General features: G+C 64.9%; 20 protein-coding genes and 2 pseudogenes. 3 read left to right on the top strand and 19 right to left on the bottom strand.

The features are described 5' to 3' along the window. Positions 1–101: 101 nt before the first annotated feature. From G4G28_RS22945 to G4G28_RS23000, 12 genes and pseudogenes are all read right to left on the bottom strand, one after another. Positions 102–1,652, bottom strand: a complete 1,551-nt coding sequence (locus tag G4G28_RS22945) for an HDOD domain-containing protein (protein ID WP_308601393.1) — start codon at positions 1,650–1,652, stop codon at positions 102–104. Positions 1,653–1,965: 313 nt separating this feature from the next. Continuing rightward, on the bottom strand, positions 1,966–3,246 hold the full coding sequence (locus tag G4G28_RS22950) for a multidrug effflux MFS transporter (protein ID WP_182990083.1): 1,281 nt from the start codon (positions 3,244–3,246) through the stop codon (positions 1,966–1,968). A 36-nt stretch (positions 3,247–3,282) separates the two neighbouring features. After that, complete coding sequence (locus G4G28_RS22955) at positions 3,283–4,467, bottom strand: class I SAM-dependent RNA methyltransferase (RefSeq protein WP_182991646.1); 1,185 nt, start codon at positions 4,465–4,467, stop codon at positions 3,283–3,285. A 437-nt stretch (positions 4,468–4,904) separates the two neighbouring features. Then, positions 4,905–5,318: a CopD family protein gene (locus G4G28_RS22960; RefSeq protein WP_182990084.1), complete on the bottom strand. Its 414-nt coding sequence runs from the start codon at positions 5,316–5,318 to the stop codon at positions 4,905–4,907. Between the two features lie 22 nt (positions 5,319–5,340). Further along, positions 5,341–6,606 carry a glutamate-5-semialdehyde dehydrogenase gene (locus tag G4G28_RS22965; RefSeq protein ID WP_182990085.1) on the bottom strand — a complete coding sequence of 422 codons (1,266 nt, stop codon included), beginning with the start codon at positions 6,604–6,606 and terminating at the stop codon, positions 5,341–5,343. A gap of 282 nt (positions 6,607–6,888) precedes the next feature. Next, positions 6,889–7,902: a DNA polymerase III subunit delta gene (gene holA / locus G4G28_RS22970; protein WP_182990086.1), complete on the bottom strand. Its 1,014-nt coding sequence runs from the start codon at positions 7,900–7,902 to the stop codon at positions 6,889–6,891. Between the two features lie 28 nt (positions 7,903–7,930). Then, positions 7,931–8,449 (bottom strand): LPS assembly lipoprotein LptE, encoded by a 519-nt coding sequence (lptE, locus tag G4G28_RS22975; RefSeq protein WP_182990087.1) that lies wholly within the window; start codon positions 8,447–8,449, stop codon positions 7,931–7,933. A gap of 3 nt (positions 8,450–8,452) precedes the next feature. After that, positions 8,453–11,098: a leucine--tRNA ligase gene (leuS, locus tag G4G28_RS22980; protein ID WP_182990088.1), complete on the bottom strand. Its 2,646-nt coding sequence runs from the start codon at positions 11,096–11,098 to the stop codon at positions 8,453–8,455. Positions 11,099–11,535: 437 nt separating this feature from the next. Beyond that, positions 11,536–12,222, bottom strand: a complete 687-nt coding sequence (locus tag G4G28_RS22985; RefSeq protein ID WP_182990089.1) for a transglycosylase domain-containing protein — start codon at positions 12,220–12,222, stop codon at positions 11,536–11,538. Between the two features lie 179 nt (positions 12,223–12,401). Next, a complete protein-coding gene (locus G4G28_RS22990; protein ID WP_182990090.1) occupies positions 12,402–12,728 on the bottom strand; it encodes a barstar family protein in 327 nt (108 codons plus the stop codon). A gap of 2 nt (positions 12,729–12,730) precedes the next feature. Further along, positions 12,731–13,539 (bottom strand): annotated as a pseudogene (dapB, locus tag G4G28_RS22995) (4-hydroxy-tetrahydrodipicolinate reductase). 7 nt (positions 13,540–13,546) lie between these two features. Next, positions 13,547–14,170, bottom strand: a complete 624-nt coding sequence (locus G4G28_RS23000) for an outer membrane protein assembly factor BamE (RefSeq protein ID WP_229425279.1) — start codon at positions 14,168–14,170, stop codon at positions 13,547–13,549. A 79-nt stretch (positions 14,171–14,249) separates the two neighbouring features. On the opposite strand from G4G28_RS23000, the gene fur reads away from it, so the two are divergent. Further along, the gene (fur, locus tag G4G28_RS23005) at positions 14,250–14,684 is read left to right on the top strand and encodes a ferric iron uptake transcriptional regulator (protein WP_182990092.1); all 435 of its coding nucleotides are present in this window, start codon (positions 14,250–14,252) and stop codon (positions 14,682–14,684) included. A 151-nt stretch (positions 14,685–14,835) separates the two neighbouring features. Here fur and hrcA read toward each other — a convergent pair whose 3' ends face one another. Together hrcA and G4G28_RS23015 are read right to left on the bottom strand one after the other, a co-directional pair. Further along, a complete protein-coding gene (gene hrcA, locus G4G28_RS23010; protein WP_182990093.1) occupies positions 14,836–15,855 on the bottom strand; it encodes a heat-inducible transcriptional repressor HrcA in 1,020 nt (339 codons plus the stop codon). A gap of 280 nt (positions 15,856–16,135) precedes the next feature. Next, complete coding sequence (locus G4G28_RS23015; RefSeq protein WP_229507786.1) at positions 16,136–16,747, bottom strand: HAD family hydrolase; 612 nt, start codon at positions 16,745–16,747, stop codon at positions 16,136–16,138. Positions 16,748–17,035: 288 nt separating this feature from the next. On the opposite strand from G4G28_RS23015, the gene G4G28_RS23020 reads away from it, so the two are divergent. Continuing rightward, complete coding sequence (locus G4G28_RS23020) at positions 17,036–17,620, top strand: hypothetical protein (protein WP_182990094.1); 585 nt, start codon at positions 17,036–17,038, stop codon at positions 17,618–17,620. A gap of 14 nt (positions 17,621–17,634) precedes the next feature. Beyond that, positions 17,635–18,300, top strand: coding sequence for a hypothetical protein (locus tag G4G28_RS23025; protein WP_182990095.1), 666 nt, complete (start codon positions 17,635–17,637; stop codon positions 18,298–18,300). A 182-nt stretch (positions 18,301–18,482) separates the two neighbouring features. Here G4G28_RS23025 and G4G28_RS23030 read toward each other — a convergent pair whose 3' ends face one another. From G4G28_RS23030 to G4G28_RS23050, 5 genes and pseudogenes are all read right to left on the bottom strand, one after another. Continuing rightward, a complete protein-coding gene (locus G4G28_RS23030; RefSeq protein WP_182990096.1) occupies positions 18,483–18,674 on the bottom strand; it encodes a hypothetical protein in 192 nt (63 codons plus the stop codon). A 376-nt stretch (positions 18,675–19,050) separates the two neighbouring features. Further along, entirely contained in the window at positions 19,051–19,827 is a 777-nt protein-coding gene (gene rsmA / locus G4G28_RS23035) for a 16S rRNA (adenine(1518)-N(6)/adenine(1519)-N(6))-dimethyltransferase RsmA (RefSeq protein WP_182990097.1), read from the bottom strand. An 18-nt stretch (positions 19,828–19,845) separates the two neighbouring features. Next, a pseudogene (gene pdxA / locus G4G28_RS23040) lies at positions 19,846–20,918 on the bottom strand (4-hydroxythreonine-4-phosphate dehydrogenase PdxA). A gap of 4 nt (positions 20,919–20,922) precedes the next feature. After that, the gene (locus tag G4G28_RS23045; RefSeq protein WP_182990098.1) at positions 20,923–22,338 is read right to left on the bottom strand and encodes a peptidylprolyl isomerase; all 1,416 of its coding nucleotides are present in this window, start codon (positions 22,336–22,338) and stop codon (positions 20,923–20,925) included. A gap of 57 nt (positions 22,339–22,395) precedes the next feature. Beyond that, the gene (locus tag G4G28_RS23050; protein WP_182990099.1) at positions 22,396–24,621 is read right to left on the bottom strand and encodes an LPS-assembly protein LptD; all 2,226 of its coding nucleotides are present in this window, start codon (positions 24,619–24,621) and stop codon (positions 22,396–22,398) included. Positions 24,622–24,642: the final 21 nt, after the last annotated feature.

The raw sequence follows: 24,642 nt of genomic DNA on the forward strand, positions 1-24,642 counted from the left end.
TCGATGACGCGCGTTGGCCGCTTGCGGCTTCAGTTCCGCCAGGCCCTGGACCAGCTGGTCGACGCGGTCGATTTCCTCGTTCAGCACCGACATCTCGGTGGCTACCGGTTCTGGCGTTCCAGCTTGCTGTCGAGGACACTGAGGTAGTTCTTGATGATCGCCAGCGGGTTGTTCACCTCGTGCAGCAGGCGGCGCGAGGCTTCGCGGTATTCCTCGGCCACGCTGGCCAGCTGGCGCCGCGCCTGGCCGTGTTCCAGCAGCGCCGTCTCGAGCGCGCTGGCGGCCTGCACGCCGAAGGACTGCAGGAAGCGTTCGCGCTTCTGGCAGACCGGCACCTGCCAGGCGGCCACGCCGCCCACCATCACGCCCAGGCAGCGCCCTCCCGCCACCAGCGGCAGGCACACCATGCTGTCGGTGCCGAGCATGCGCAGCAGCTGTTCCTCGGCCAGGCCGAGCGGCGCGCCCTCGCGTCCGATGTACGCGATGCGGCGTGCCTGCGCCGCCGCGGCGATCTGGCCGCCCTTGGCCAGCGCCAGCGGAATGGCGAATTCGGCGATGCGCGCATTGTGGCCGCCTGGCGCGCCGACCAGCATCTGCCCGGTCGGATCCTGCAGCAGGACGACGGTATTGTCGAAGTCGAACAGGACGCGCGCCGAACGCACCATCGCCTCCAGCAGGCCCGCCTCGCTTTCCTGGCGCGCCAGGGTCCGGCCCACTTCCGACACCAGCATCATGCTCTGCATCTCGTCAAGCAGGCGCTGCTGGACCGGGTCCGGCGCCGGCGCCAGCGCCTGCGGCGCGGGAATATCGTCGGCGCCAAGCAGGTCGATGCCCGGGTGGGCGGCCGCCTTGTCGACCTGGCGCGCGGCGGTGGCCAGCACCTCGTCGATCTCGCCGGCAGGAAGGCCGCACAGCGCCGCGCCATCGCGCAGCGCCTCGAGGTCGTCCGGATGGCTCGACATCAGGTGCGCCAGGCGCACGATGCGGATCAGGGGATGGGCCGCTTCCAGGCGCTCGCTCGACTCGTGGTGGTACAGCACGGCGTCGGCCAGGAAGGAATCGAGCTGCCAGCGTTCGATCAGCCAGGCGCCGGCTTCGGCATGGGTGATCTGCAGCGTGCGCTGCTCGACGGCGCACAGGTCTTCGTCGTCGAGCGCGGTGAAGTTGAAAGCGTATTCCCTGGGCGCCGTGGCCAGCAGGGCCAGGCGGCCGACGTTGTGCAGCAGGCCGCCAAGATAGGCTTCTTCCAGGTGGGGGTAGCCGATGCGGCGCGCGAGCTCGCGCGCGATCACCGCCGCGCCCAGCGAGCGCTTCCAGAAGGCGCGCAGGTCGGTGCTGTCCGAATGCGGGAAACTGCCGAAGGTCTGGAACACGGAATCGCTGATCACCAGCGTCTTGATCATGTCGGTGCCGAGCGCGGCCAGCGCCTGCTCCAGGCTGGCCCCGCGCCCGTTGCGTTGATAGGCAGAGCTGCCGGCGACGGCCAGCAGCTTGGCGGTCATGCCGGCGTCATTCGCGATCAGGGCCGCCAGTTCCTGCATGCCCAGGTCGTCGGCCTGCAGATGCTCGATCAGCTTGATGAGTATCTGCGGCATGGCCGGCAGCCGGGCAATCAGCAGGCGATTGCGGATATCCTGGTCTGGTTGGTGCATTGTCTGAGCAGGCCACTGAACGGGTTTCGGGGTGGCGCTCCCGGACGGGGCGACCACGACATGACATGGGTGCATCCTCGGAGCAGTGTGCTGTGCGCGCAGCTACTCCCGAGCTGAAGGGTCCTTAGCATATATACATTTCTGCTTGGGAACAATACTTTCCATGAAAAGTGTCTTTTTTTGCGTGGCAAATGATGCAATTTAAGGCGTTTTGTTTTCGCCTTGACAAGAGATATGCATGCCAGGGCGGTAGCGGCCTGTTTCGCCTCTGGAGGCACAGACGCATCCCGCCTTTTACGCGGGCGGGACGTTCTCAGACAGGGCTATGTCCGCGCAGGCGGCGGTAGCGCTGCGCCGTCATCCAGCAAGTCAGCGAGAGCAGGACGAAGCCGGCCTGGCCGAGTGCGAGCGTCAGCACCGAGTGCGACAGCATCGGCGAAATCACGCCCGCCACGACGGCCCCGAGCAGGGTCGAAATAAACGACTGGCAGGACGCGACGGTGCCGCGGATGTGCGGGAACAGGTCGAGCGCGAGCAGGGTCGCGCCGGGGGCGATCAGGGAACTGCCGAAGGTGAAGAAGAACATCGGCAGCACGGTCCAGGGCAGCGCCGGCGGCAGCAACAGGTGGTAGCCGACATTGAACGCCACCGCACTGAGCATGAAGCCGAAGCCGATCCAGATCTGGCGCGAAAAACTCCTCTTGCCGGCCATGCGGTTGGCCGCCATCGAACCCAGGAAAATGCCGCTCACGGTCGGCACGAACAGCCAGGCGAATTCCGAGGGCCCGAGGTGCAGGTGCACGGGAATGAGCACCGGCGCGGCCGAGATGTAAAGGAACAGCCCGGCGAAGTTCAGGGCCGCGATACCGGCCTTCATGTGGAACAGGAAGGAGCTGAAGATGGCGCCGTAGCTTTGTGCCAGGAAGCGCGGGTTGAAGGGCTGGCGCTGCGTGCGCGGCACGGTTTCCGGCAAGTGCTGCCAGCACACCCAGCCCAGGATCACGGTATAGCCGCACAGCGCGAGGAAGATCGCGCGCCAGTCGAACCAGGTCACGATCCAGCCGCCCATCACGGGCGCCATGGCCGGTGCGATCGAGAAGATCATCGTCACCATCGACAGCAAGCGCGCGGCCGGCGCATCCGAATACAGGTCGCGGATGATGGCACGCCCGACCACGACGCCGGCCCCGGCCGACACCCCCTGCAGGATGCGGAAGACCCACAGGTAGTGCACGGTGGACGCCGCCGCGCAGCCGAAGGTGCCGATTGCGAACACGACCAGCGCCACCAGGATCACGTTGCGCCGGCCAAAGGCATCCGACAGCGCGCCATGCCAGAGCACCATGCCGGCAAAGGCCAGCATGTAGGCCGTCAGCGTCTGCTGGACCTCGATGGCGGATGCGTGCAGGTCGGCGCGGATCAGCGGAAAGGCCGGCAAATAGGCGTCGATCGAGAACGGTCCCAGCATCGACAACGCGGCCAGCAGCGTGGCCAGGCCGCCGGCCGAGAGCATGACGATCTTGTGCGGCGTCGGCAATGGCACCGGGATGACCGGATCCTTGGGCAGTTGGTCGGGGTCGGTCGGTGGCAGCATTGCTTCTTCTCGCTTGTCTTGTCGCTTGTTACTCGTCTATTGCGCGTTGGCGTCCGGCTTCGGCTTGGCTTCTTCGCGGCGGTTGTAGCCGGCCACCATGTCGAAGCGGAACAGGCGGCATTCGAGGGCGCCGTTGAAGAACGGGGTCTTGCGCGCTTCCTTCAGGCGCAGCAGCTTGGGCAGCGACAGGTCGGCCGTGAACAGGAACACGGTCCAGCCGGCGAAGCGCTGCTTGAGCGTGGTGCCGAGCGCGGAATAGAAACTCACCGCCATCTCGTCCGGCGCCATGGTGGAGTCGCCGCGCACGCCGATCCGTTCGCCGTAGGGCGGGTTGGTCAGCAGGATGCCGGGGCCATCGACCGGCGGGCTGACATGCTGGGCCTCGATCTGCTTCAGTGGCACGTCGAACAGGATGCCGGCAATCTTGAGGTTATGGCGCGTCATTTCCACCATGTCGCCCGAGATGTCGGAGCCGAAGATGGTGGGTTCCGTCGGCAGTGGATTGGCCTTGATGGCCGCTTTCATCTCTTGCCAGGCCGCGCGGTCGAAGTCGGCGAATTTCTCGAAGGCGAAGCGGCGGCGCGCACCGGCCGGGATGCCCTGCACCATCTGCGCCGCTTCGATGAGGATGGTGCCGGAGCCGCACATCGGGTCGAACAGGGGCACGCCCGGCTTCCAGCCCGACACGCGCAGCATGCCGGCGGCCAGGTTCTCGCGCAGGGGCGCATCGCCCGTTTCTTCGCGCCAGCCGCGCTTGAACAGCGCCTCGCCCGAGGTGTCGAGGTAGATGATGAAATTGCGCTGGTCGAGGAAACCGACGATACGCATGTCCGGCTCGCGCGTGTCGACCGAAGGACGCTTGTTGAACATGTCGCGGAAGCGGTCGCAGATCGCGTCCTTGATTTTCAGCGTCGTGAATTCCAGGCTTTTCAGGGGCGACTTCACGGCCGTGACGTCGACGCGGATCGTGTGGTCGACGCCGAACCAGTCTTCCCAGGGCTGCTCGAGCACGAGGTCGTAGATGTCGTTTTCGTTGTTGTAGCTGCGCTGTCCCATGCGCATCAAGACGCGCGAAGCGATGCGCGAATGCAGGTTGACGCGGTAGGAGTCGACCAGCGTACCCGAGCAGTGCACGCCGCCGGGGACCTGGTTATGGACTTTCAGCGTCGGGCTGTGGGCCTGGGCGATCTCGAGGAGTTCTTCGGCCAGCGCCGCTTCCATGCCGCGGGGGCAGGGGCAAAAATAGGAGGTCATGGGGGTACCCTTTGTCCGTTGAGTGAAAAATGATGTGGTGGCAGCGCCGCCGCTGCCGGCCACCAAAATGCCTGTGTTTGCGGCTTCCGGTCGAGCCGCCGATGATCAGCCGATGATACCGCGTGGGCAGAGCCCACCCTACGTTACTGGTTGTTCATGTTGTCGATTCTTCGGTCGAGCCGCCGATGATCAGCTGGTGAGACCGCGTGGGCAGAGCCCACCCTACGGTGCACAGCAGATCGTAGGGTGGGCTCCGCCCACGCGGTCGTACCGCGGAATACCGCAAAGCTGGTTCAAACCACGACAATCAGTTCGTAGGGTGGGCACGTCCTTGAAGTCCTCGACTTCAAGGACCCCACGCGGTCGTGCTTACGCAAACCGCAAAGCCCGCGCTCGCCTAAAAGTCAGAACGGCTTGACCACCACCAGAATCACGATCAGCGCCAGCAACACCACCGGCACCTCATTGAAGTACCGGAACCAGGTATGGCTGCGCTTGTTGGTACCGGCCTCGAATTTCTTCAGGATCGATCCACAGGCATGATGGTAGCCGATCGTCAGCACCACCAGCGCCAGTTTCGCGTGCAGCCAGCCATGCTTGAAGCCGAACTCCCAGCCCAGCCACAGCCCCAGCAGCACCGCCGGCACCGACAGGATCAGGCTGAAACGGTAGAGCCGGCGCGCCATGCCGAGCAGGCGGGTGGTGGCGGCCGGGTCGGTTTCCTGTGCCAGGTTCACGAAGATGCGCGGCAGGTAGAACAGGCCGGCGAACCAGGAGGCGATGAAGACGATGTGAAAGGCTTTGATCCAGAGGTACATGCGGGTCCTTGTTATTAGTATGTCAGCTGCGTACTTCGCCGTGGCCGAACACCACGTATTTGAGGGAAGTCAGCCCTTCCAGCCCGACCGGTCCGCGCGCATGCAGCTTGTCGTTCGAGATGCCGATCTCGGCGCCGAGGCCATATTCAAAACCATCGGCAAAACGCGTCGAGGCGTTGACCATCACCGAGCTCGAATCGACTTCGCGCAAGAAGCGCAGCGCGGCGCTGTAGTCCTCGGTGACGATGGCTTCCGTGTGCTTGGACGAGTAGCGGTCGATGTGGTCCATCGCTTCCTCGATGCCGGCGACGATCTTCACTGCCAGGACAGGCGCCAGGTATTCAAGACTCCAGTCTTCCTCGGTCGCCTCGACCAGGTGCGGATAGCCGGCCAGGATCGCAAGCGCTTCAGGGTCGGCGCGCAGCTCGACTTCCTTCGCCTTGTAGCGCTGGGCCAGTTGCGGCAGCACGCTTGGGGCGATCGCGCGTGCCACCAGCAGGGTTTCCATGGTGTTGCAGGTACCGTAGCGGTGGCATTTCGCATTGAAGGCGATCGCGAGCGCTTTGTCGACGTCGGCCTTGTCGTCGATGTAGACGTGGCAGATGCCGTCCAGGTGCTTGATCATCGGGACCGTCGCTTCCTCGATCAGGCGCGCGATCAGGCCCTTGCCGCCGCGCGGGACGATCACGTCGACGTATTGCGGCATGGTGATGAGCGTCCCGACGGCGGCGCGGTCGACCGTATCGACCACCTGCACGGCGTCCTGCGGCAGCCCGGCTTTCTGCACGCCCTCCGTGACCAGCCTGGCCAGCGCGCGGTTGCAGTGGATCGCTTCCGAGCCGCCGCGCAGGATGGCCGCGTTGCCGCTCTTGATGCACAGGCCGGCCGCATCGACCGTCACGTTGGGGCGCGCTTCGTAGATGATGCCGATCACGCCCAGCGGCACGCGCATCTGGCCGACCTGGATGCCCGACGGACGCGACTTCATGTTCGAGATCTCGCCGATCGGGTCGGGCAGCGCGGCGATCTGGCGCAGGCCTTCGACCATGGTAGCGATCGCGTTCGGCGACAGCACCAGGCGCTCCAGCAGCGCCGGCGCCAGGCCCGCGGCACGCGCCGCGTCGAGGTCGCGTTCGTTCGCGGCGGTGAGCACGGCCGCCTCGCGTTCGATCGCCTCGGCGATCAGGAGCAGCGCGCGATTGCGGGTAGCGCCATCGGCCCGCGCCATCGCGCGCGACGCAGCGCGGGCATTGCGGCCCAGCGTGTGCATGTAGTCGGTGATGTCCATGGTTGATTCCAGTGTGCGTTGAGCGGCCAAAACGATGTTGATGGAAGTGCCGGGGTGACGAGGCGTAGGTGATGTGGTCAGCGTCGCACCGCGTAGGCACGGAGTGCCCACCCTACGAAATTCGATACAGTGCACGGGCCAAGCGGAGAGCATCCGGTGCACGCGAATCGTTGACGCGTCCCGTAGGGTGGGCTCTTGAGCCCACGCGGATCGTGAACATCGATAACGGCGCACCTGCAGGTCCATGGCAGGGCGCACACCACAAACGGCCAACGATCGAAACTACCTGGCCACCTTCAACGCCAGCTGCAGCATCGCATCCCACGCATCCCCCGCGAACGCCTTGGCCCGTAAACCCTTGACCATCCTGTCGACCTGCGCCGCCTCCTGCAGCGCGCCTTCCAGCACGGGCAGCGACACGCGCCGCAGCGCCGGCTCCATCATGCGTTCGCGCGGGCCCCAGATGCGGTATTCCTTCAGCAGCGCGCCCAGCGGACGCCCCTGCGCCATCCCGGCTTTCAATTTTAACAGCGTGCGGATTTCTTCGGAGACGGCCCACAAGACCAGCGGCAGCGCCTCGCCCTCGCCCTTCAAGCCCTCGAGCATGCGGGCGAGGCGTGCCGGGTCGCCCGCCAGCATCGCCTCGGACAACTTGAACACGTCGTAGCGCGCCACGTTCAGGACGGCGTCCATCACCTGCTCGTAGGTCAGCTTGCCCGGCTCGTGCAGCAGTCCCAGCTTCTGGATTTCCTGGTGCGCCGCGAGCAGGTTGCCCTCGACGCGGTCGGCGATGAAATCCAGGCTCTGGCGGTCGGCGCTCTGGCCCTGGCTGGACAGGCGCATGCCGATCCAGGCGGGCAGCTGGGCGCGTTCCACGTTCGGGATCTCGATGTAGATGGCGGCCTGCTGCAGGCTCGCCACCCAGGACGCCTTCGCCGTCTGCCAGTCGAGCTTCGGCAGCGTGATCAGGGTCAGGTTGTCCGGACTGAGGTCTTTCGCATAGGCCTGCAGCGCCGCACTGCCGTCCTTGCCGGGTTTACCCGTGGGGATGCGCAGTTCGATTAGCTTCTTGTCGCCGAACAGCGACATGGCCTGGTTCGCGGCCAGCAGTTCGCCCCACTTGAAGCTGCGCTCGACGGTGAGCACGTCGCGTTCGGTGTGGCCGGCCGCGCGCGCGGCGCGGCGGATCTTGTCGGCCGCCTCCAGCGCCAGCAGGTGCTCGTCGCTGGTGATGACGTACAGCGGCGCCAGGCCTTTGGCGAGGTGGGCGTCGAGCGCGTCAGGGCGCAGTTGCATCGGTCTTGCTCATGGATTCAGCGGGCCCTCACGGCGCCGGCTTGATGGCAGCCAGGCGGCGCATGATCTGCTGCACCAGGTCGGACTGCATGTCGCGGTACAGCAGCGCTTCCTCGCCCTCTTTCGCCAGCACGGCCTCTTCGCTGAAGGCGAGATTGCGGCGCAGCGTGATCTCGGTCGGGCCGAGCAGCAGGTTGCCGGCACGGTCGCGCACCTGGAACACCAGCGTGTAGCCCAGCAAATACTCGCGCACGCGGCCGAGGTTATTCAGCGACAGGATGGTCTTGTTGCGGGTTTCCGTCAGCACCTCGAACTGCGCCTCGGCTTCCTTCGGCGTGCCGGCGATGACGACACGGTCGCCCGCACGCAGGTTGCGCTTGAGCTCATTGCCGAGCGGGGAGGTGTCGGCAAAGGCGAGATAGATGCTCGAGAACGGCATGTTGTAGGCACCGTTCGATCCGCGCAGCTGGAAGCCGCAGGCCGAAACGATCGTCGCCAGCAGCAGGGCCGCCAGCGCGCGCGAAATCAGGGAAGAGAAAGCGCGCATGAATTACACCACGATGTTGACGAGTTTGCCGGGCACGACGATGACCTTCTTCGGCGTGCCTTCGATGAACTTCTGGACCGCCTCGGAAGCCAGCGCCGCCGCTTCGATGGCCGCCTTGTCGGCATCCTTGGCCACTTTGACGGAACCGCGCAGCTTGCCGTTCACCTGGATCATCATCTCGATCTCGGATTGCTCCAGCGCGGCTGGGTCGACCTGCGGCCACTGCACGTTCAGGATGTCGCCGTGGACCGCGGCATAGCCCAGGTCCTGCCACAGCGCGTGGGTGATGTGCGGCGCCACCGGGTTCAGCAAACGCAGGAAGATCGAGAAGCCTTCGGCGATCACCGCGCTTGATGCGGCGCCGTCGGCCAGCTTGGCGGATTCCAGGGTATTCAACATCTTCATGCAGGCCGAGACGACCGTGTTGTACTGGATGCGTTTCAGGTCGTAGTCGGCCTGCTGCAGCACCTTGTGCACTTCGCGGCGCAGGGTCTTCTGGGCGTCGTCCGTCGCCGCCGCCGATCCGCCTGCCGCCAGCGCCACGGCAATGCGCTCGCGCTGGGCGTAGCCATAGGCCCAGACGCGGCGCAGGAAGCGGCTGGCGCCTTCGACGCCGCTGTTCGACCACTCCAGGGTCTGCTCCGGCGGCGAGGCGAACATCGTGAACAGGCGCGCGGTGTCGGCGCCGTATTGCTCGATCTGCGCTGCCGGGTCGATGCCGTTGTTCTTCGACTTCGACATCTTCTCGGTGCCGCCGATCGTGACCGGCTGTCCGTCGGCCTTGAGCACCGCGTTCTGCGGACGGCCCTTGTCATCAAAAGTGAGTTCGACATCGGCCGGGTTGTACCAGGTTTTTTTACCAGCCGCGTCTTCGCGATAATAGGTTTCGTTCAGCACCATGCCCTGGGTGAGCAGGTTCACGAAAGGCTCGTCGAATTTCACCAGGCCGAAGTCGCGCATGACTTTCGTCCAGAAGCGCGCGTACAGCAGGTGCATGACCGCGTGCTCGATGCCGCCGATGTACTGGTCCATCGGCATCCAGTAATCGTTGCGCGCGTCGACCATGGCCTCGTTCGAGCCCGGCGAGGTATAGCGCATGTAGTACCAGGACGAATCGATGAAAGTATCCATCGTGTCGGTCTCGCGGCGCGCTGGTTTACCGCACTTCGGGCAGTCGCATTTGAGGAAGGCTTCGTCCTTGTTCAGCGGATTGCCGGTGCCGTCCGGGACCAGGTGCTCGGGCAGCACGACCGGCAGGTCCTTCTCGGGCACGGGCACCGCGCCGCAGTCGCCGCAGTGGATCATCGGGATCGGGGTGCCCCAGTAGCGCTGGCGCGAGATGCCCCAGTCGCGCAGGCGGAAGGTAATCTTCTTGTCGCCCAGTCCTTGCGCGGCGAGGTCGCCCGAGACGGCGTTCACCGCGGCGGTGTAGTCCAGGCCATCGTACTTGCCGGAGTTGATGGTGCGGCCGTTTTCTTTATCGCCATACCACTCCTGCCAGCCGTCCAGCGAATACTCCTGGCCTTCGACGGCGACGACCTGCTTGATGGGTAAATCGTATTTTTTGGCGAACTCGAAATCGCGCTCGTCGTGGCCCGGCACGCCCATCACGGCGCCGTCGCCGTAGGTGATCAGGACGTAGTTGCCGACCCAGACCGGCACCTGCTCGCCGGTCACCGGATGCGTCACGGACAGGCCGGTCGGCATGCCCTTCTTCTCCATCGTCGCCATGTCGGCTTCGATGACGGAACCCTTCTTGCACTCGGCGATGAAGGTCTGCAGTTCCGGGTTGTTCTTCGCGGCGTGCTGGGCCAGCGGATGCTCGGCGGCGACGGCGCAGAAGGTCACGCCCATGATGGTGTCGGCGCGGGTGGTGAAGACGTAGAGCTTGCCGTCGTTGATCAGCTCACCGGCTTCATCCATGATCACGTGCGGGAAGGCGAAGCGCACGCCGACCGACTTGCCGATCCAGTTGGTCTGCATGGTGCGTACGCGCTCCGGCCAGCCCGGCAGCTTGTTGTCGACATGGTCGAGCAGCTCGTCGGCGTAGTCGGTAATGCGCACGTAGTACATCGGGATTTCGCGCTTCTCGATCGGCGCGCCCGAACGCCAGCCCTTACCGTCGACGACCTGCTCGTTGGCGAGCACGGTCTGGTCGACCGGGTCCCAGTTCACGGTGCCGGTCTTCTGGTAAATGATGCCCTTCTCGAGCATTTTGAGGAACATCCACTGGTTCCACTTGTAGTACTCGGGCTTGCAGGCGGTCATCTCACGCGACCAGTCGATGGCGAGACCCATCGATTCCATCTGCCCGCGCATGTGGGCGATGTTCGAATACGTCCATTCCGCCGGCGGCACGTTGTTCGCCATCGCCGCGTTTTCCGCCGGCATGCCGAAGGCGTCCCAGCCCATCGGCATCAGCACGTTGTAGCCATTCATCCGCAGGTAGCGGTACATCACGTCATTGATCGTATAGTTGCGCACGTGACCCATGTGCAGCTTGCCGGATGGGTAAGGCAGCATCGAGCAGGCGTAGTATTTTCCCTTGGGGAAACGCGGGTCGTTCTCGACGGCCTTATAGGCGTCGATCGACTTCCAGTACGCCTGGGCGGCCTGTTCAACTTCGGCTGGACTATATTTATCTTGCATGATGTTCTGCGGACGAAATTTTAGAGGTGGAACAAAACATTATACTGGTTCATCTTGCACTGCGGCGAAGCGTGACCGGAGCAAACCACGCGGAAAGACCTAGGGTGGGCGGCTATACCGGGATGGCCGCGAGTCGACGGTGCAAGCCCCGCCCACGCGTTCAACCGACGGGCGAAATGCCGCGCCCCAATGGCTGGGGTCAGGTCTGACATTTGGACACGGGCTCAGGCACAGTTCAACCGGCGGCTGAACTGTCGCGACGTTTTACGAGCCTGTTGAACGCGTGGGCGGCGCTGGCGTCAACTGCTTGCAGGCGCCAGGGTAGAGCCGCTCACCCTACGGCAGAGGTCGTGTCCGAATGTCAGACCTGACCCCAGGGGTAGTATTCTACGGCAGAGGTCGTGTCCGAATGTCAGACCTGACCCCAGGGGTAGTATTCAAGGGGCGCAGTGTGCGTAGGTGGTGTCGAACCAGCCCGCCGGCTTGCAGCGTCCCGACAGCACGGCCCGTACCCGCAGCAGGCGCAGTTCGTAGGCTTCATGGTTGCGCAGCGGATGCAGCTCGTTCGGGGCGCGGATCATGGCAACCAGGGCGGCCATCTCGTCGTCGCCGAGCGCGGCCAGCGGTTTGCCGAGATAAGCCTGCGCCGCTCCCTCCAGGCCGCGCACCTGCTTCCCGTCCTGGCGCCCCATGTAGACGGTGGCGGCGTAGATCGCCAGCTGGCGCTCCTTCGACACCTTCGCGTCGAGCACCAGCGCCATGACGTCGCGGCCGAAGTCGACCCGCTTGCAGCAGGCGTAGACGCCGCGGTACAGCCCTTGCAACTGTCCTGCGGCGCCGTCGAGCGTGGCGCCATCGAGGAAGGTTTCGCGGGCGACGGCGGAGGAAATCGTGGCCACGCCCTGGCCGTTTGCCAGGCTCAACCCATGGTGGGAAAGGAAGGTCGGGTCTTCGATCGCCAGCAGGATGGCGCGCTGGCTGTGCGACAGGTGCGGCAGCGACGGCTTGGCGGGATACTGCGCGAGCAGTGTGTCGACCGAGGCGCTCGCCCACCAGGCGACGACGGCCAGGTAGACCAGCAACAGTGCAACCAGCGCCAGCAGCGGCTTGAGGAGGCGTTTCACGGTGCGCTGCTCAAGACGGGATACGATGGGTGGACAGCGTGCATCCGTCGTGGAGCTGCTGCTGTGCTGGTGCGGGTGCGCCTGGTCTGCGTGGGGCATTGAAGCTGGGGGGGCTTCAATGCGTGCCCACCCTACGAGTACAGCCTCGGGCCGTTTTCAAATAGAAGGCCACCGACGGCTTAACGCAGCACGAGTTCCAGGGCCGGCTTCTCGCCGTAGTCCTCGTAGCGCTCGTTGATGCCGCCGACGCAGAAGACGATCTCGTCGAGCAGGTCGGGCAGGCGGGCGCGCAGGGCGGCGCTGTCGGTGATGACGATTTCCAGGGTTTCCTCAGGCTGAAGGCGGAACTTGGTCATGTTCTCGTCGTCGCGCAGGTAGCTCAGGCAATCGACCCAGGTATCGATGGTGTCGCCATTGGCCGTGTGGAAGCCGAAGGCGCGGCTGCTCTCGGCGAAGAAGCTCGCTTCGTTGACGATGGCGGCGCCATTCAGTTCTGCTACTGCCATGTTCAGCCTTTCAGGGACAAGACGTCCTGCATGTCGTAGAGGCCCGTCGCCTTGTCGGCAATGAAGCGCGCACCGCGCAGGGCGCCGTGGGCGTAGGTGACGCGGCTGCTCGATTTGTGGCTGATTTCGATGCGCTCGCCGGTGCCGGCGAAGAGCACCGTGTGGTCGCCGACAATGTCGCCGCCGCGCACGGTGGCAAAGCCGATCGTCGACGGATCGCGCTCGCCGGTCACGCCTTCGCGGCCATAGACGGCGCAGTCTTTCAAATCGCGCCCCAGCGCGTCGGCGATGACCTCGCCCATCTTGAGGGCGGTGCCGGAGGGCGCATCGACCTTGTGGCGGTGGTGGGCTTCGACGATCTCGATGTCGTAGCCTTCGGCGAAACTCTTTGCCGCCATTTCCAGCAATTTCAGCGTGACGTTCACGCCGACGCTCATGTTCGGTGCGAAGACGACGGCCACCTTTTCCGCAGCGGCGGCGATCGCGGCCTTGCCGGCCTCGTCGAAACCAGTGGTGCCGATGACCATCTTGATGCCATGGGCCGCGCAATACGCCAGGTGCGCCAGCGTGCCTTCCGGACGCGTGAAATCGATCAGGCAGTCGGCGCCCGCCAGGGCACGCGCCAGGTCGGCTTCGATGGCCACGCCGCTGACCTGGCCGGCAAACGCGCCGGCATCCTGGCCGAGGAAGGGGAGCCCGCGACGTCGAGCGCGCCGGCCAGTTGCACGTCGGGCGAGGCGGCGATCGCCTCGACCAGCATGCGGCCCATGCGCCCGCTGGCGCCGGCAACCGCGATTTTGATTTGCTTCATGACTGGCTTACTGGATTTGTTGGCCGTTCGCCGGGGTGACGACCGAAGGGGCTGCGGCAGGCTTGGTGTGCTGGGCAGCGTCTTCTTTTTTCAGCGACTTGATCGGACCGGCGATGCGTTCGATGTATTCGCGTTCGGTCGGCAGGTTGGCGCCGTCGAAGCGTTCGACCACGTCGCCCTTGAAATAGACGGTGACGCGGCTGGTGGTCAGCTCGCCATTGCCGCGGGCCAGGTAGAACGGGTAGTCCCAGCGGTCGGCGTGGAACATGTCCATCAGCAGCGGCGTGCCGAGCAGGAAGCGTACCTGCTCGCGGGTCTGGCCGACTTTCAGCTGCGCCAGCATTTCCTGCGACACGAAGTTGCCTTGCTGGATGTCCGGGCGATACGGCGAGAACACCCACAGGAATTTCTGCAGCTTGGTGGCCTGGGTCGTCTGCGCACCGGCATTGGCCAGCGCGGCCGACTTGCTGGCATCGGCTTCCACGGCGGCCGGGGCGGTGCTCACCGGCGCGGCCGGCTTGGTCTGGTTGCGCCAGGATGCACAGCCCGACAGCAGCAGCGTGCATGCAAGGCCGGCGGCCAGCGCAGCGCGGGCATGGAAACGATGAACAACGGCATCAAAGACGCGCATAAGTAACCTCAAAACGTTTAAGCGGGAGCTTCCAAAACGCTATATCATAAAGCACTCCGCCCATCTACGAGTAACAAACATGAGTAACAAACCCACCGACCTGAAGGCGAGCGGCCTGAAGGCCACTTTGCCGCGCCTGAAAATCCTGGAAATTTTCCAGAACAGCGAAGTGCGGCACCTGACGGCGGAAGACGTCTACAAGATCCTGCTGGCCGAGAACATGGACGTCGGCCTGGCCACGGTTTACCGGGTGCTGACCCAGTTCGAACAGGCCGGCCTGCTCAACCGCAATCACTTCGAGACCGGCAAGGCCATCTACGAACTGAACGCCGGTTCGCACCACGACCACCTGGTCTGCCTCGACTGCGGACATGTCGAGGAATTCTTCGACGAGGAAATCGAATCGCGCCAGAACAGGGTCGCGAGCGAGCGCGGTTTTAAAATCGCCGAACATGCGCTGGCGATCTACGGCAATTGCATCAAGCCGGCTTGCCCGCATCGCAGCGGCGGTTGAGGCGTTTCGATGTGCAATGAAGGACGGCGCCGAGGGCGCCGTTTTTTGTTGACCGTAGGGTGGGGTCATTGAGGCGGGGCCTCAATGACGTACCCACCTGAACGCTGGCACTGCGCAATGTTCCCGTTCCGCGTGGGCGCAGAGTGCCCACTTACGGATGACTCAACGCATTCGACAGCAGCTTGGCCGTGATATCGACAATTGGAATCACCCGCTCGTAGGCCATGCGCGTCGGGCCGATCACGCCGAGCGTCCCGACGATCTTGCCGTTGACCTCATAGGGCGCAGTCACCACGCTCATCTCGTCCATCGGCACCAGCTTCGATTCGCCGCCAATAAAAATCTGCACGCCGCCGGCCTTGCTCGAGACATCGAGCAGCTGCATCAGGCCGGTCTTTTGCTCGAACATCTCGAACAGCTGGCGCAGCGAACTCATGTTCGACGACAGGTCGGACACCGACAGCAGGTTGCGCTCCCCTGAAATGACCATGTCGTCGTGGTTGTCGGCCATGGCTTCGCTGCCCGCTTCCACCGCAGTCTGCATCAGGCCGCCGATATCGTCGCGCAGCTGCTTCAGTTCGCCCGCGAGGCGGCGCCGGACGTCGTCGAAGGTGAGGCCGGCAAAGTTCTGGTTCAGGTAATTGGCCGACTGGATCAGCTGGCTCGGCGTGTAGTCGACCTCGGTCAGCAGCAGGCGGTTCTGGACGTCGCCGCGCGGGTCGACGATGACGAGCAGGATGCGCTTTTCCGACAGGCGCAAGAATTCGATCTGCTGAAATACCGATTCGCGGCGCGGACTCTGTACCACGCCGGCAAATTGCGTCAGCGACGACAGCATTTGCGCCGCACTGGCGATCACCTTCTGCGGCTGGTGGGCGGGCAGCCGCATCTGCTGCTGATGGACCCCGTGTTCGTCGAGCTGCTGCACCGTGAGCAGGGTGTCGACGAAGAGGCGGTAGCCGCGCGGGGTCGGCACGCGGCCGGCCGAGGTATGGGGGCTGGCGACATACCCCATTTCCTCGAGGTCGGCCATGATGTTGCGGATCGTCGCCGGCGACAGGTCGAGGCCGGAGATTTTCGAGAGCGCACGCGACCCGACCGGTTGGCCGTCGGCGATGTAGCGCTCGACCAGGGCTTTCAGCAGGGTTTGGGCACGGGGTTCAAGTTGCATGGGGCGAGAGGATAGATGCGATATGCGCAATGGTTGCATACATATTATGCACCTTCGTCCGCTCCCTGTGGGCTCCGCGCACTCAACAAAACGGCCATGGCCGCGTAGCGGCTCCTTGCCGTACGGGCGTACTGTCGTCGCCGCCGCGCTTCGCCCTGGCCGTCTTGTTGGGCGCTCTCAAGCGTGCTCGCGCTCCAGCCAGTCGAGCAATTCGTCGAAGTCGCCGACGATGGCGTCCGGCTGCACGCCCTCTTCCGGTGGCGCCGGCTGGCGGTCCGGTTCATCCACACACGGCGCGCATGCCGGCGCGCCCGGCGCCCTCGACGTCGAGCAGCAGGTCGTCGCCGACATACACCGCTTCGCCAGGTGCCACGCCCGGCGCGCGCAGCCTTCCGAAAATGGCCGGATCCGGCTTCGCGCGGCCGAACTGCGGCGCCGAGACCGAGGCCTGGAAATGGTGGGCCAGCCCGATCGTCTGCAGGTCGGCATTGCCGTTCGTGATCGATCCCAGCAGCACGCGGCCCTTCAGGCGCAACAGGCCCGGCAGCACGTCGTCGTAGGGAATCACGGCGTTGCGGGCGGCGAAGAATACCGCCATCGCCAATTCGACCTTGGAGGCGTCCTCGCCGGCCTGCTCAAAGGCGGCAACCAGCCCGGCGCGGCGCAGCGCACCCAGGTCGAGCTGGAATTCGGGCCGGCGCGCCAGCAGCTCGAGCCTGGCCTGGCGCAGCGAATCGATGGAGAAGCGTTGCGCCACGCGCGGCGCGTGCGTGGCCAGCCAGGCAAACAGGGTCTGCTCGGCCTGCACGATGACGGGGGCGATCGGCCACAGGGTGTCGTCGAGGTCGAACAGGACGGCCTTGGGCCAGCGGCGGCGGTGCGAATCGGTCATGGAAAGCGCGCCATCGAAGACGCGTCGGAGGAACACTGCAGGGTCAAGCGGAGCATAGCGAGGCCAGCGGTGATTTGCAAACGCAGCTGTGCGCAAGGGCGCGCGCCCCGAAAAATGCATGGCGGCAGAGGCCGGGTGGCGTCGCCGTTACACGGTGATACAAAGTCTCATGCATGGCCAATGAGCCCGGTGCTTGCCAAATGCTCTAAAATGATGGGCAAAATTCCACCTCGCGGCGCTGCGCAGTCTTTTGCGCGCCCTGCTCTTCCCTATTTTATTGGAGAAATGATGATTCGTTCCCACCTGCGTGCCGGCTTCGCGCTGGCATGCGCGCTCAGCCTGTCCGCCTGCGGCGGCAGCGACGGCGAAATTTATCTCAGCGGCAAAGTGAGCGGCGTAACCAAGCCTGGCCTGGTGCTGACGAACAATGGCGGCTCGGACCTCCCGATCACGGCGGGGTCTGCTTCCTACCGTTTCCCGCCGGTCGAAACCGATTCCAACTACAACATCGAAGTCAAGTCGCAGCCGGAAAACGTCGAGAAAAAGACCGACTGCGTTGTCAGCAATGGCATCGGCCGCGCGGTATTCAACATGAGCAACATCGACGTCACCTGCACCATCTGGCGCCGCGCACTCGGCGGCAAGATCGAGGGGCTGGGTAACCGCAGCGGCCTCGTGCTGGTGAACGGCGCCGACCGCGTGGCCATCCCGGCCAACGCCACCGAATTCCAGATGGCGGCGGTATCGCAGGACGCGCCGTATGGCATCACCGTGCTGCCTCAGGCAGGCGCCCCGCAGTGCACCGTGGAGAACGGCAGCGGCATCATGCCGGCCGCCCCCGTCACAACCGTCGTCGTGCGTTGCACCCCTTGATTCTGGAGACTAACTTGAAGAAATCGATCCTGGCGCTGTCGGCGCTGACCCTGGCGCTCGGTGTTGGCCTGAGCGCCTGCGGCGGTGGCAAATCGACCTATACCGTCGGCGGCACCGTCCTCAACCTGACCTATGGTCCGCTCGTTCTGGTGACCAACGGCATGACAATCGAGGTCAATCCGACCAAACAGGGCGTCTCCGAGGATGTGAAGTATTCGTTCAAGGACCAGCTCGAATATGGCGAAGTCTACGATGTCAATCTGGTGCAGATCGGCACGCAAGACAACGCCGAAAAGACGCCGATCTACAAACAGCCCGACCACCAGACCTGCGCGGCGTACAGCGGCACGAAGGACACCGCCGGTCGCCTGACGACCATCAATGCCGTCATCACCTGCGTGCTGAACGCCTACCCGGTCAGCGGCAAGGTCTACGGCCTGACGTCCACGGGCCTGGAACTGGGCAACGGCAGTACCGTTGCCTCGATCGCGATCACCAAGAAGGAGGACGGCAGCGCGGTCGACTTTGCCTTCCCGACGGTGGCCTACGGCTATACCTACGGCATTACGGTCGTGAAACAACCTGCTACCCAGATCTGCACGGTCGATAATGGCACTGGCGTCATGGGCGATGCCGCGGTCACCACGGTGTCGGTGAACTGCGTCAACAAACCTACCTGAGACAATGGAGCTGAAACAGATATTCACCACAACGATGTCGATCATTTCGAAAGAAAATTAGACGTATATGTTGTAGTGCAGCATAATGCTTCTGTCTCCTCCAACTCTCCTCAGAAAAGAATTGGATTCAGCCCGCCCGCAACGGCGGGCTTTTTTTTGCCCGCAGCCCGGGCAAGTCCTGCTTAGCCGAGCTTGGTCTCGCCCACGAGGCGCTTGCCGCTGACCTTCACCACCGCCATCTGCTGGTTGCCGACCGACACCATCTCGTCGGCGCGCACCTGCGCCTTGTAGCTCTCGGCACTGGCGTAGGTGGCGACGCCCGCGACGAGGGCAGCGACCAGGAACAGCGTTTCCATGTGTTTGAGGACGTTCATTTCAGTACTCCCTTCGGTTGGTGGTTGCCCTCTTTCGTATGCAAGCGGGCTGTCGATGGGAGTACTTTAACCATGGCCCCTCCCCGCTTCCATCGGCGTGCGACGAACTGCGAAAAGGGCGCGATGAAGCGCGCAAAAGGGCGATATACCGTGTTCCAGGCGCTTGTGCGGCGCACCACGGATGAGCCAATCGGCTTGTTTCGTAGGGTGGGCGGCTATACCAGGAAGGTGGCTTGCCGCCGGCGTGTGCGCCGCCCACGCGTTCAACGCACGTGTGAAGTACCGCGAGAGGGAGCGAAGCCGGTTTGAACACGTGGACGGCACCTTGGCCGCGCCGGTGCACGGCACCAGGTGGCGCCATCCACCCACGCAGGGGTCAGGCCGGCTTGAGAATATTCGCCAGCGCCACGTACTGCTCCAGGCTCACCGTTTCCGGACGGGTGCCCGGGTCGATGCCGGCGTCGGTCAATTGCTGTTCGGTGAACATGCCCGCCACGCAGTTGCGGATCACCTTGCGGCGCTGGGAGAACGCCTTCTGCACCACCGCTTCCAGGGTGGGGCCATCGGCGGCCAGCTTGCGCCGGGTCGGCACCATGCGCACGATGGCCGAGTCCACCTGGGGCGGCGGATCGAAAGCGGTGGGGGGCACGATGAACATCAGGGCCATGTCGTAGCGCCATTGCAGCATCACCGACAGGCGGCCGTAGGCCTTGGTGCCGGGCTCGGCCACCATGCGCTCGACCACTTCCTTTTGCAGCATGAAATGCTGGTCCTCGATCAGGTGGGCGAACTCGGCCAGGTGGAACAGCAGCGGGCTCGAGATGTTGTACGGCAGGTTGCCGACCACGCGCAGCTTCTGCCCTTCCGGTACCGGAATCGAGGCGAAATCGAATTTCAGGGCGTCGCCCGAGTGGATGGTCAGCTTTTCGCGTGGATAGGCTTTTTCCAGGCGTGCCACCAGGTCGCGGTCGAGTTCGACCACGTGCATGTGGTCGAGCTGCTTGAGCAGCAGCGCCGTCATTGCCGCCAGGCCCGGCCCGATCTCGACCATCGTCTCGCCGCGGCGCGGGCCGATGGCATCGATGATATCGGAGAGGACCTGGTTATCGGTCAGGAAGTTCTGGCCGAAGCGCTTGCGTGCGACGTGTTTCATTGGTGCTTTCGTGATTTTTCAGATGGTGCGGCCAGCGCCCTTGCTCGCCACGCCTTTGCTGGCCGCGACCATGTGCATGGCGGCGCGGATCGCCTCGACCATGCTGCCGCAGTCGGCCAGGCCGGGTCCCTGCGCCGCCAAATCGAGCGCGGTGCCGTGGTCGACCGAGGTGCGGATCAGCGGCAGGCCGAGCGTGACGTTGATGCCGCGCCCGAAGGTCGCGTGCTTGAGCACAGGCAGGCCCCGGTCGTGGTACATCGCCAGCACGCAGTCGGCGTCCTGCAGATATTTCGGCTGGAACAGGGTGTCGGCCGGATAGGGTCCGCGCGCGTCGATGCCGCGGGCGCGCGCCGCCGCCGGGGCCGGTGCGATGACATCGATTTCCTCGCGCCCGAGGTAGCCGTTCTCGCCCGCGTGCGGGTTCAGGCCCGTGACCAGGATGCGCGGCGCGGCGATGCCGAATTTGTCGCGCAGGTCGCGGTGCAGGATGTCGAGCACCCGGGCCAGGCCCTCCTCGGTGATCGCGCCCGGCACGTCTTTCAAGGGCAGGTGGGTGGTGGCCAGCGCGACGCGCAGGTAAGCTTGGTCATTCGCCGGCTGCCCCGCCAGCATCATGACCACCACAGGGGTGCCGGTCTGCTCGGCCAGGTATTCGGTGTGGCCGGAAAAGGCGATGCCGGCCTCGTTGATGGTGCTTTTCTGCAGGGCGCGGTGACCATGCCCTCGAACCAGCCCGCCCTGACGCCTTCGATGGCCAGGTCGAGCGTGGCCAGCACGGCGCGGCCGTTCCCGGCGTCGAGGGTGCCGGGCACCACGTGGGCGGCGAGCGGCACGTCGACGACGGCCACGCGCTCGCGGCCGAAGTGCGGCAGGCCGCCATTGCGCAGCGCCTGGATCGACAGGGCCGACAGGCGGATGCCTGGGTCGATCAGGCTGGCCGTGAGCGACAGGAAGGCGGCGTCGCCCACCAGCACGCAATTGGCCTCTTCGCGCAGCGCCCAGGCTGCGCGGATGGCGATCTCGGGACCGATCCCGGCCGGCTCGCCGACGGTGAGCGCCAGGGTCGGGCGCACGGTCAGCGGTGCGGCCATGGGATCAGCCCTCCTCGCGGTACTCGACGTAGGCGCGGTCGCGCACTTCGCGCGCCCAGTTTTCCATGGCTTCGCCGAGTTTGCGTTCGCGGATCACCTGGCGTGCCTGCAGACGCTCCTTCTCCTTCGTCACGTCCTCGGTCTTGCGCTCGAGCACTTCGATCAGGTGCAGGCCGATCGGGGTTTCGACCACGTCGGAGATCTTGCCCGTCGGCAGGGCATTCATCGCGGTGGCGAATTCCGGCATCACGTCTTCCTCGGTCAGCCAGCCGAGTTCACCGCCCTTGACCGCGGTACTGTCCTGGCTGTTCTGGCGTGCCATGTCCTCGAAGCTCGCGGCCTTGCTCTCGATCCTGGCCTTGATCTCGGCCAGCTTGCGGCGGGCTTCCGCCGCCGGCAGCGTCGGCGAGGGCTTGATCAGGATGTGGCGGGCGTGGACCTGCTGGGCCGTCGCCTGCTCGGGCTCCTTGGCCAGGTTGCGCTTGTCGACCAGCTTGATGATGTGGAAGCCGGCAGTGCCCTTGAGGACGGGCGTGACCTGGCCGGGGCTGAGTTTGCGCAGTTCGTTGGAGATCGCCGGCGGCAGGCGGTCCGGGTCGCGCCAGCCGATGGCGCCGCCCTTGAGGGCATCGGGCGCGTCGGAATAGGTGGCGGCCATTTTCGCGAAGTCGGCGCCGGCGCGCAGCTGGCGCGCCACTTCATCGGCACGGGCACGGCGCGCGGCGATCTGCTCGGGCGTGGCATTCGCAGGAATGCCCACCAGGATCTGCGCAATGTCCATCTCGACGCGTTCGGCGGCGGCCGCCTTCACAGCGGCCAGGTAGGTGTCGACTTCCGCGTCGGACACCTGGATCTTGGCGTCGACCTCGTGCTCGCGCAGGCGCTGCATCATGATCTCGTTGCGGATCTCTTCGCGGAACTGGACGAAGGTCATGCCTTCCTTTTCCATCTGGTTGCGCATTTCCTGGACCGACATCTTCTGGCCCTCGGCAATGCGGCCGATCGCCGCGTCGAGCATGCGGTCGTCGACGCGCACGCCCATTTCCTTGGCCAGCTGCAGCTGGGCGCGCTCGACGACCATGGCTTCGATCACCTGGCGTTCGAGGTCGGCCTGGGAAGGCAGCTGCGCGTTCTGCGCGCGCAGGCGCGCGGCGATCTGGGCCACGCGCTTGTCGACCTCGTTGCGGGTGATGACCTCGTCGTTGACGACGACGCGGATGGCGTCGACGACGTTCGCGTTGCTCGAGGCCGGCGGCAGGAAACCGCTACCGGGCTTGGCTTCCGCCTTGGCTTCCGCCTTGGCGGCGGCCTGTGCAGGAGCGGCGGCGGGCCTGGGGCCCCGGGCCAGGGCCGCATTGGCCGTGAGCGCGCACAGCAGCGCCGCTGCGAGCTTAAGGTGATGCAAACGGATAGTACGCATAATCTGGGAAGCACTCATTCAGGTCAAAAAACATCCAGGGTCCAGCTCGGGGCCCGGTCAAGGACGGCCGACGTTGGTGTTCAGCCGGGTATAGCCGGGAATAGACTTATAAAACGAATCGAGCGGATTGCCAAGCCCCAGGCGCGACAGGCCGTTCAGCTCGAGCTGGAAGAACATGCGCGTCGAGGTGGCTTGCGCCGCCGTCACGAAGCGCTGCGCCCCCATCCGGAAGACCCAGCAATCGGCCTTGTATTCCAGGCCGCCCAGGCTTTCCAGCACCTTGTGGTCGCGCAGCGAGTAGCTGACGCGCCCGACGCCGTACCAGCGCATCGACAGCGGCCACTGCGCCGAGATGTCGGCATTGCGGAAGCTGTCGCGCACGAAACGGTATTCGGCGTTGAGCACTTTCATCGGCCCCGGGGTGAAGCGTACGCCATGGCTCTGGCTGTACACGCTCTTGCCGGTCGCATCGTATTGTACGCTGCTGTCGAAGTTCCAGTTATCGATGATGCGGCCCGACGCCGCCAGCAGCAGGTCGGACTTGCCCTGGCCGTTCGGCGAACGGCCCACGCGCGGCTCGGTGAGATAGAAGCGCTGGCCGATGGCCATGCGCAGGCGCTCGGCGCCGTCCGGCTCGATAAAGCGCGACACCACGGCCGCGGTCAGCTGGTTGGCGTCCGACACCCGGTCGGCACCGACGAAGCGGTTTTCGCTGAACAGCTGGGCGTAGCTGAAACCGGCCTCGCCGGTATCGAAGCTCGGGAATTCGTCCTGGTTCTTGTAGGGCGTGCGCACGTAGAACAGGCGCGGCTCGAGGGTCTGGGTGACGGCGGTGCCGAACAGCTTGGCGTCGCGCTCGAACACCATGCCGCTGTCGATCGAGAACATCGGCAGCGTGCGCGACAGGCTGGTGCGGTTGGTCGGGCTGCGCGAATTCTCGTCCATCGCGTACTTGGTCGCGTGCAGCATCAGCTTCGGCGTGATGAAGTAGCCAGGCTGGATCCAGGGGTAGCTGACCTGCGACACGGCCACCAGGCGGTTGCCGGTGTCGAAGGTCGGATGCGCGAAGCGCGTCGCCTCGGCATCGAAGGCCCAGTCGAAGCCTTTCACGTCGTAGCGCCCGGTGTGGAAATTAATTTGCGGCAGGCGGTCGTAAGGACGCGGAATCGTCAGGCGCGGGTCGGCTTTCGACGCCGGCTCCTGCAGGATCTGGAAGTTCTGGGCGCGCGCGGAGAGGCTCCAGTACTGGGTGCCGTAGCTGGTATAGAGCTCGCGCACCAACTGGCGCTCGGCGCTGGTCGAGACCGTGCGCGAAAAGTCGCTCGGGTATTCGTCGTCGGAGGCGGCGTTCAGGTTCCAGCCGGCGCCCCAGCCCGGTGCCAGGGTCTGGTTATGTACCGAATTGACCAGCCAGCGGTCGGTCTTGGTGATGCGGTCGTTCGGCAGGACTTCGATGTGGGTTTCGCCGCCATACGTGCCACGCTTGGTCTCGCCGATGTAGCGTGCCGTGGCGCCGAGCTGCAGGCCGCGGTCGAACATCATGCGCGGGAACACCGTCAAATCGCGGTTCGGCGCGATGTTGAAGTAATACGGCACCATGATCTCGGACTTGCCCTTGGCGCCGAAGTCGAGCGTCGGCGGCAGCCAGCCGGAACGGCGCGCGCCCGAGAGCGAGAACGACAGCGCCGGCGTCGCCAGGATCGGCACGTCCTTGAAATAGATGACGGTCTTGCCAGCGGTGCCGACGTCGCGCCCGGAATCGAGGCGCAGCGTGCTCGACTTCAGGTACCAGTCGGGATTCGGGCCTTCGCAGGTGCTGTAGGTGCCGTCGACCACCAGGGCCTGGTCTTCGCTGAGGAAGTCGATGCGGTCCGCCCCCCCTTGCGCATTGTTCATCTGCAGGTGGTATTTCGGGTTGAGCACCCAGCCCCGCCCCGTGGACATGTTCATCTGCAGCGAATCGCCCTGGTAGCGGTCGCCGAAACGCCACATCTGGACGTTGCCGCTGGCCGTGACCTCGTCCTCGACCAGGCGATAGCAGGCCGTATCGGCCTTCAGTTTCGACTGGCCGCGGGTGATTTCGACGTCGCGGCTGAGGTTGATCTCGCGGTCAGGACGGCCGCCGATCTCCTCGGCGCGCACGGTAACGGGAAGGTCTTGTTCGTCTGCATGGGACGCGGCCGGAGCGACCTGCGCATGCAAGGGCCCCGAGGCCACGGTGACGAGAGCGGACAAGGCAAATGCCCGCCGCTGCGGGAATGGTAGGGCCGTAAACCAGCTCATGGAATCTTGGGCTGCACCATA

The organism is Massilia sp. Dwa41.01b (assembly GCF_014171775.1).
Classification (GTDB): Bacteria; Pseudomonadota; Gammaproteobacteria; order Burkholderiales; family Burkholderiaceae_D; genus Telluria.

Bases quoted from the DNA above. Each gene is read 5' to 3' on its own strand.
- G4G28_RS22945 (WP_308601393.1), bottom strand. From the start codon at position 1,652: ATGCACCAACCAGACCAGGATATCCGCAATCGCCTGCTGATTGCCCGG.
- G4G28_RS22950 (WP_182990083.1), bottom strand. From the start codon at position 3,246: ATGCTGCCACCGACCGACCCCGACCAACTGCCCAAGGATCCGGTCATC.
- G4G28_RS22955 (WP_182991646.1), bottom strand. From the start codon at position 4,467: ATGGAAGCGGCGCTGGCCGAAGAACTCCTCGAGATCGCCCAGGCCCAC.
- G4G28_RS22960 (WP_182990084.1), bottom strand. From the start codon at position 5,318: ATGTACCTCTGGATCAAAGCCTTTCACATCGTCTTCATCGCCTCCTGG.
- G4G28_RS22965 (WP_182990085.1), bottom strand. From the start codon at position 6,606: ATGGACATCACCGACTACATGCACACGCTGGGCCGCAATGCCCGCGCT.
- holA (WP_182990086.1), bottom strand. From the start codon at position 7,902: ATGCAACTGCGCCCTGACGCGCTCGACGCCCACCTCGCCAAAGGCCTG.
- lptE (WP_182990087.1), bottom strand. From the start codon at position 8,449: ATGCGCGCTTTCTCTTCCCTGATTTCGCGCGCGCTGGCGGCCCTGCTG.
- leuS (WP_182990088.1), bottom strand. From the start codon at position 11,098: ATGCAAGATAAATATAGTCCAGCCGAAGTTGAACAGGCCGCCCAGGCG.
- G4G28_RS22990 (WP_182990090.1), bottom strand. From the start codon at position 12,728: ATGGCAGTAGCAGAACTGAATGGCGCCGCCATCGTCAACGAAGCGAGC.
- G4G28_RS23000 (WP_229425279.1), bottom strand. From the start codon at position 14,170: ATGCGCGTCTTTGATGCCGTTGTTCATCGTTTCCATGCCCGCGCTGCG.
- fur (WP_182990092.1), top strand. From the start codon at position 14,250: ATGAGTAACAAACCCACCGACCTGAAGGCGAGCGGCCTGAAGGCCACT.
- hrcA (WP_182990093.1), bottom strand. From the start codon at position 15,855: ATGCAACTTGAACCCCGTGCCCAAACCCTGCTGAAAGCCCTGGTCGAG.
- G4G28_RS23015 (WP_229507786.1), bottom strand. From the start codon at position 16,747: ATGACCGATTCGCACCGCCGCCGCTGGCCCAAGGCCGTCCTGTTCGAC.
- G4G28_RS23020 (WP_182990094.1), top strand. From the start codon at position 17,036: ATGATTCGTTCCCACCTGCGTGCCGGCTTCGCGCTGGCATGCGCGCTC.
- G4G28_RS23030 (WP_182990096.1), bottom strand. From the start codon at position 18,674: ATGAACGTCCTCAAACACATGGAAACGCTGTTCCTGGTCGCTGCCCTC.
- rsmA (WP_182990097.1), bottom strand. From the start codon at position 19,827: ATGAAACACGTCGCACGCAAGCGCTTCGGCCAGAACTTCCTGACCGAT.
- G4G28_RS23045 (WP_182990098.1), bottom strand. From the start codon at position 22,338: ATGCGTACTATCCGTTTGCATCACCTTAAGCTCGCAGCGGCGCTGCTG.
- G4G28_RS23050 (WP_182990099.1), bottom strand. From the start codon at position 24,621: ATGAGCTGGTTTACGGCCCTACCATTCCCGCAGCGGCGGGCATTTGCC.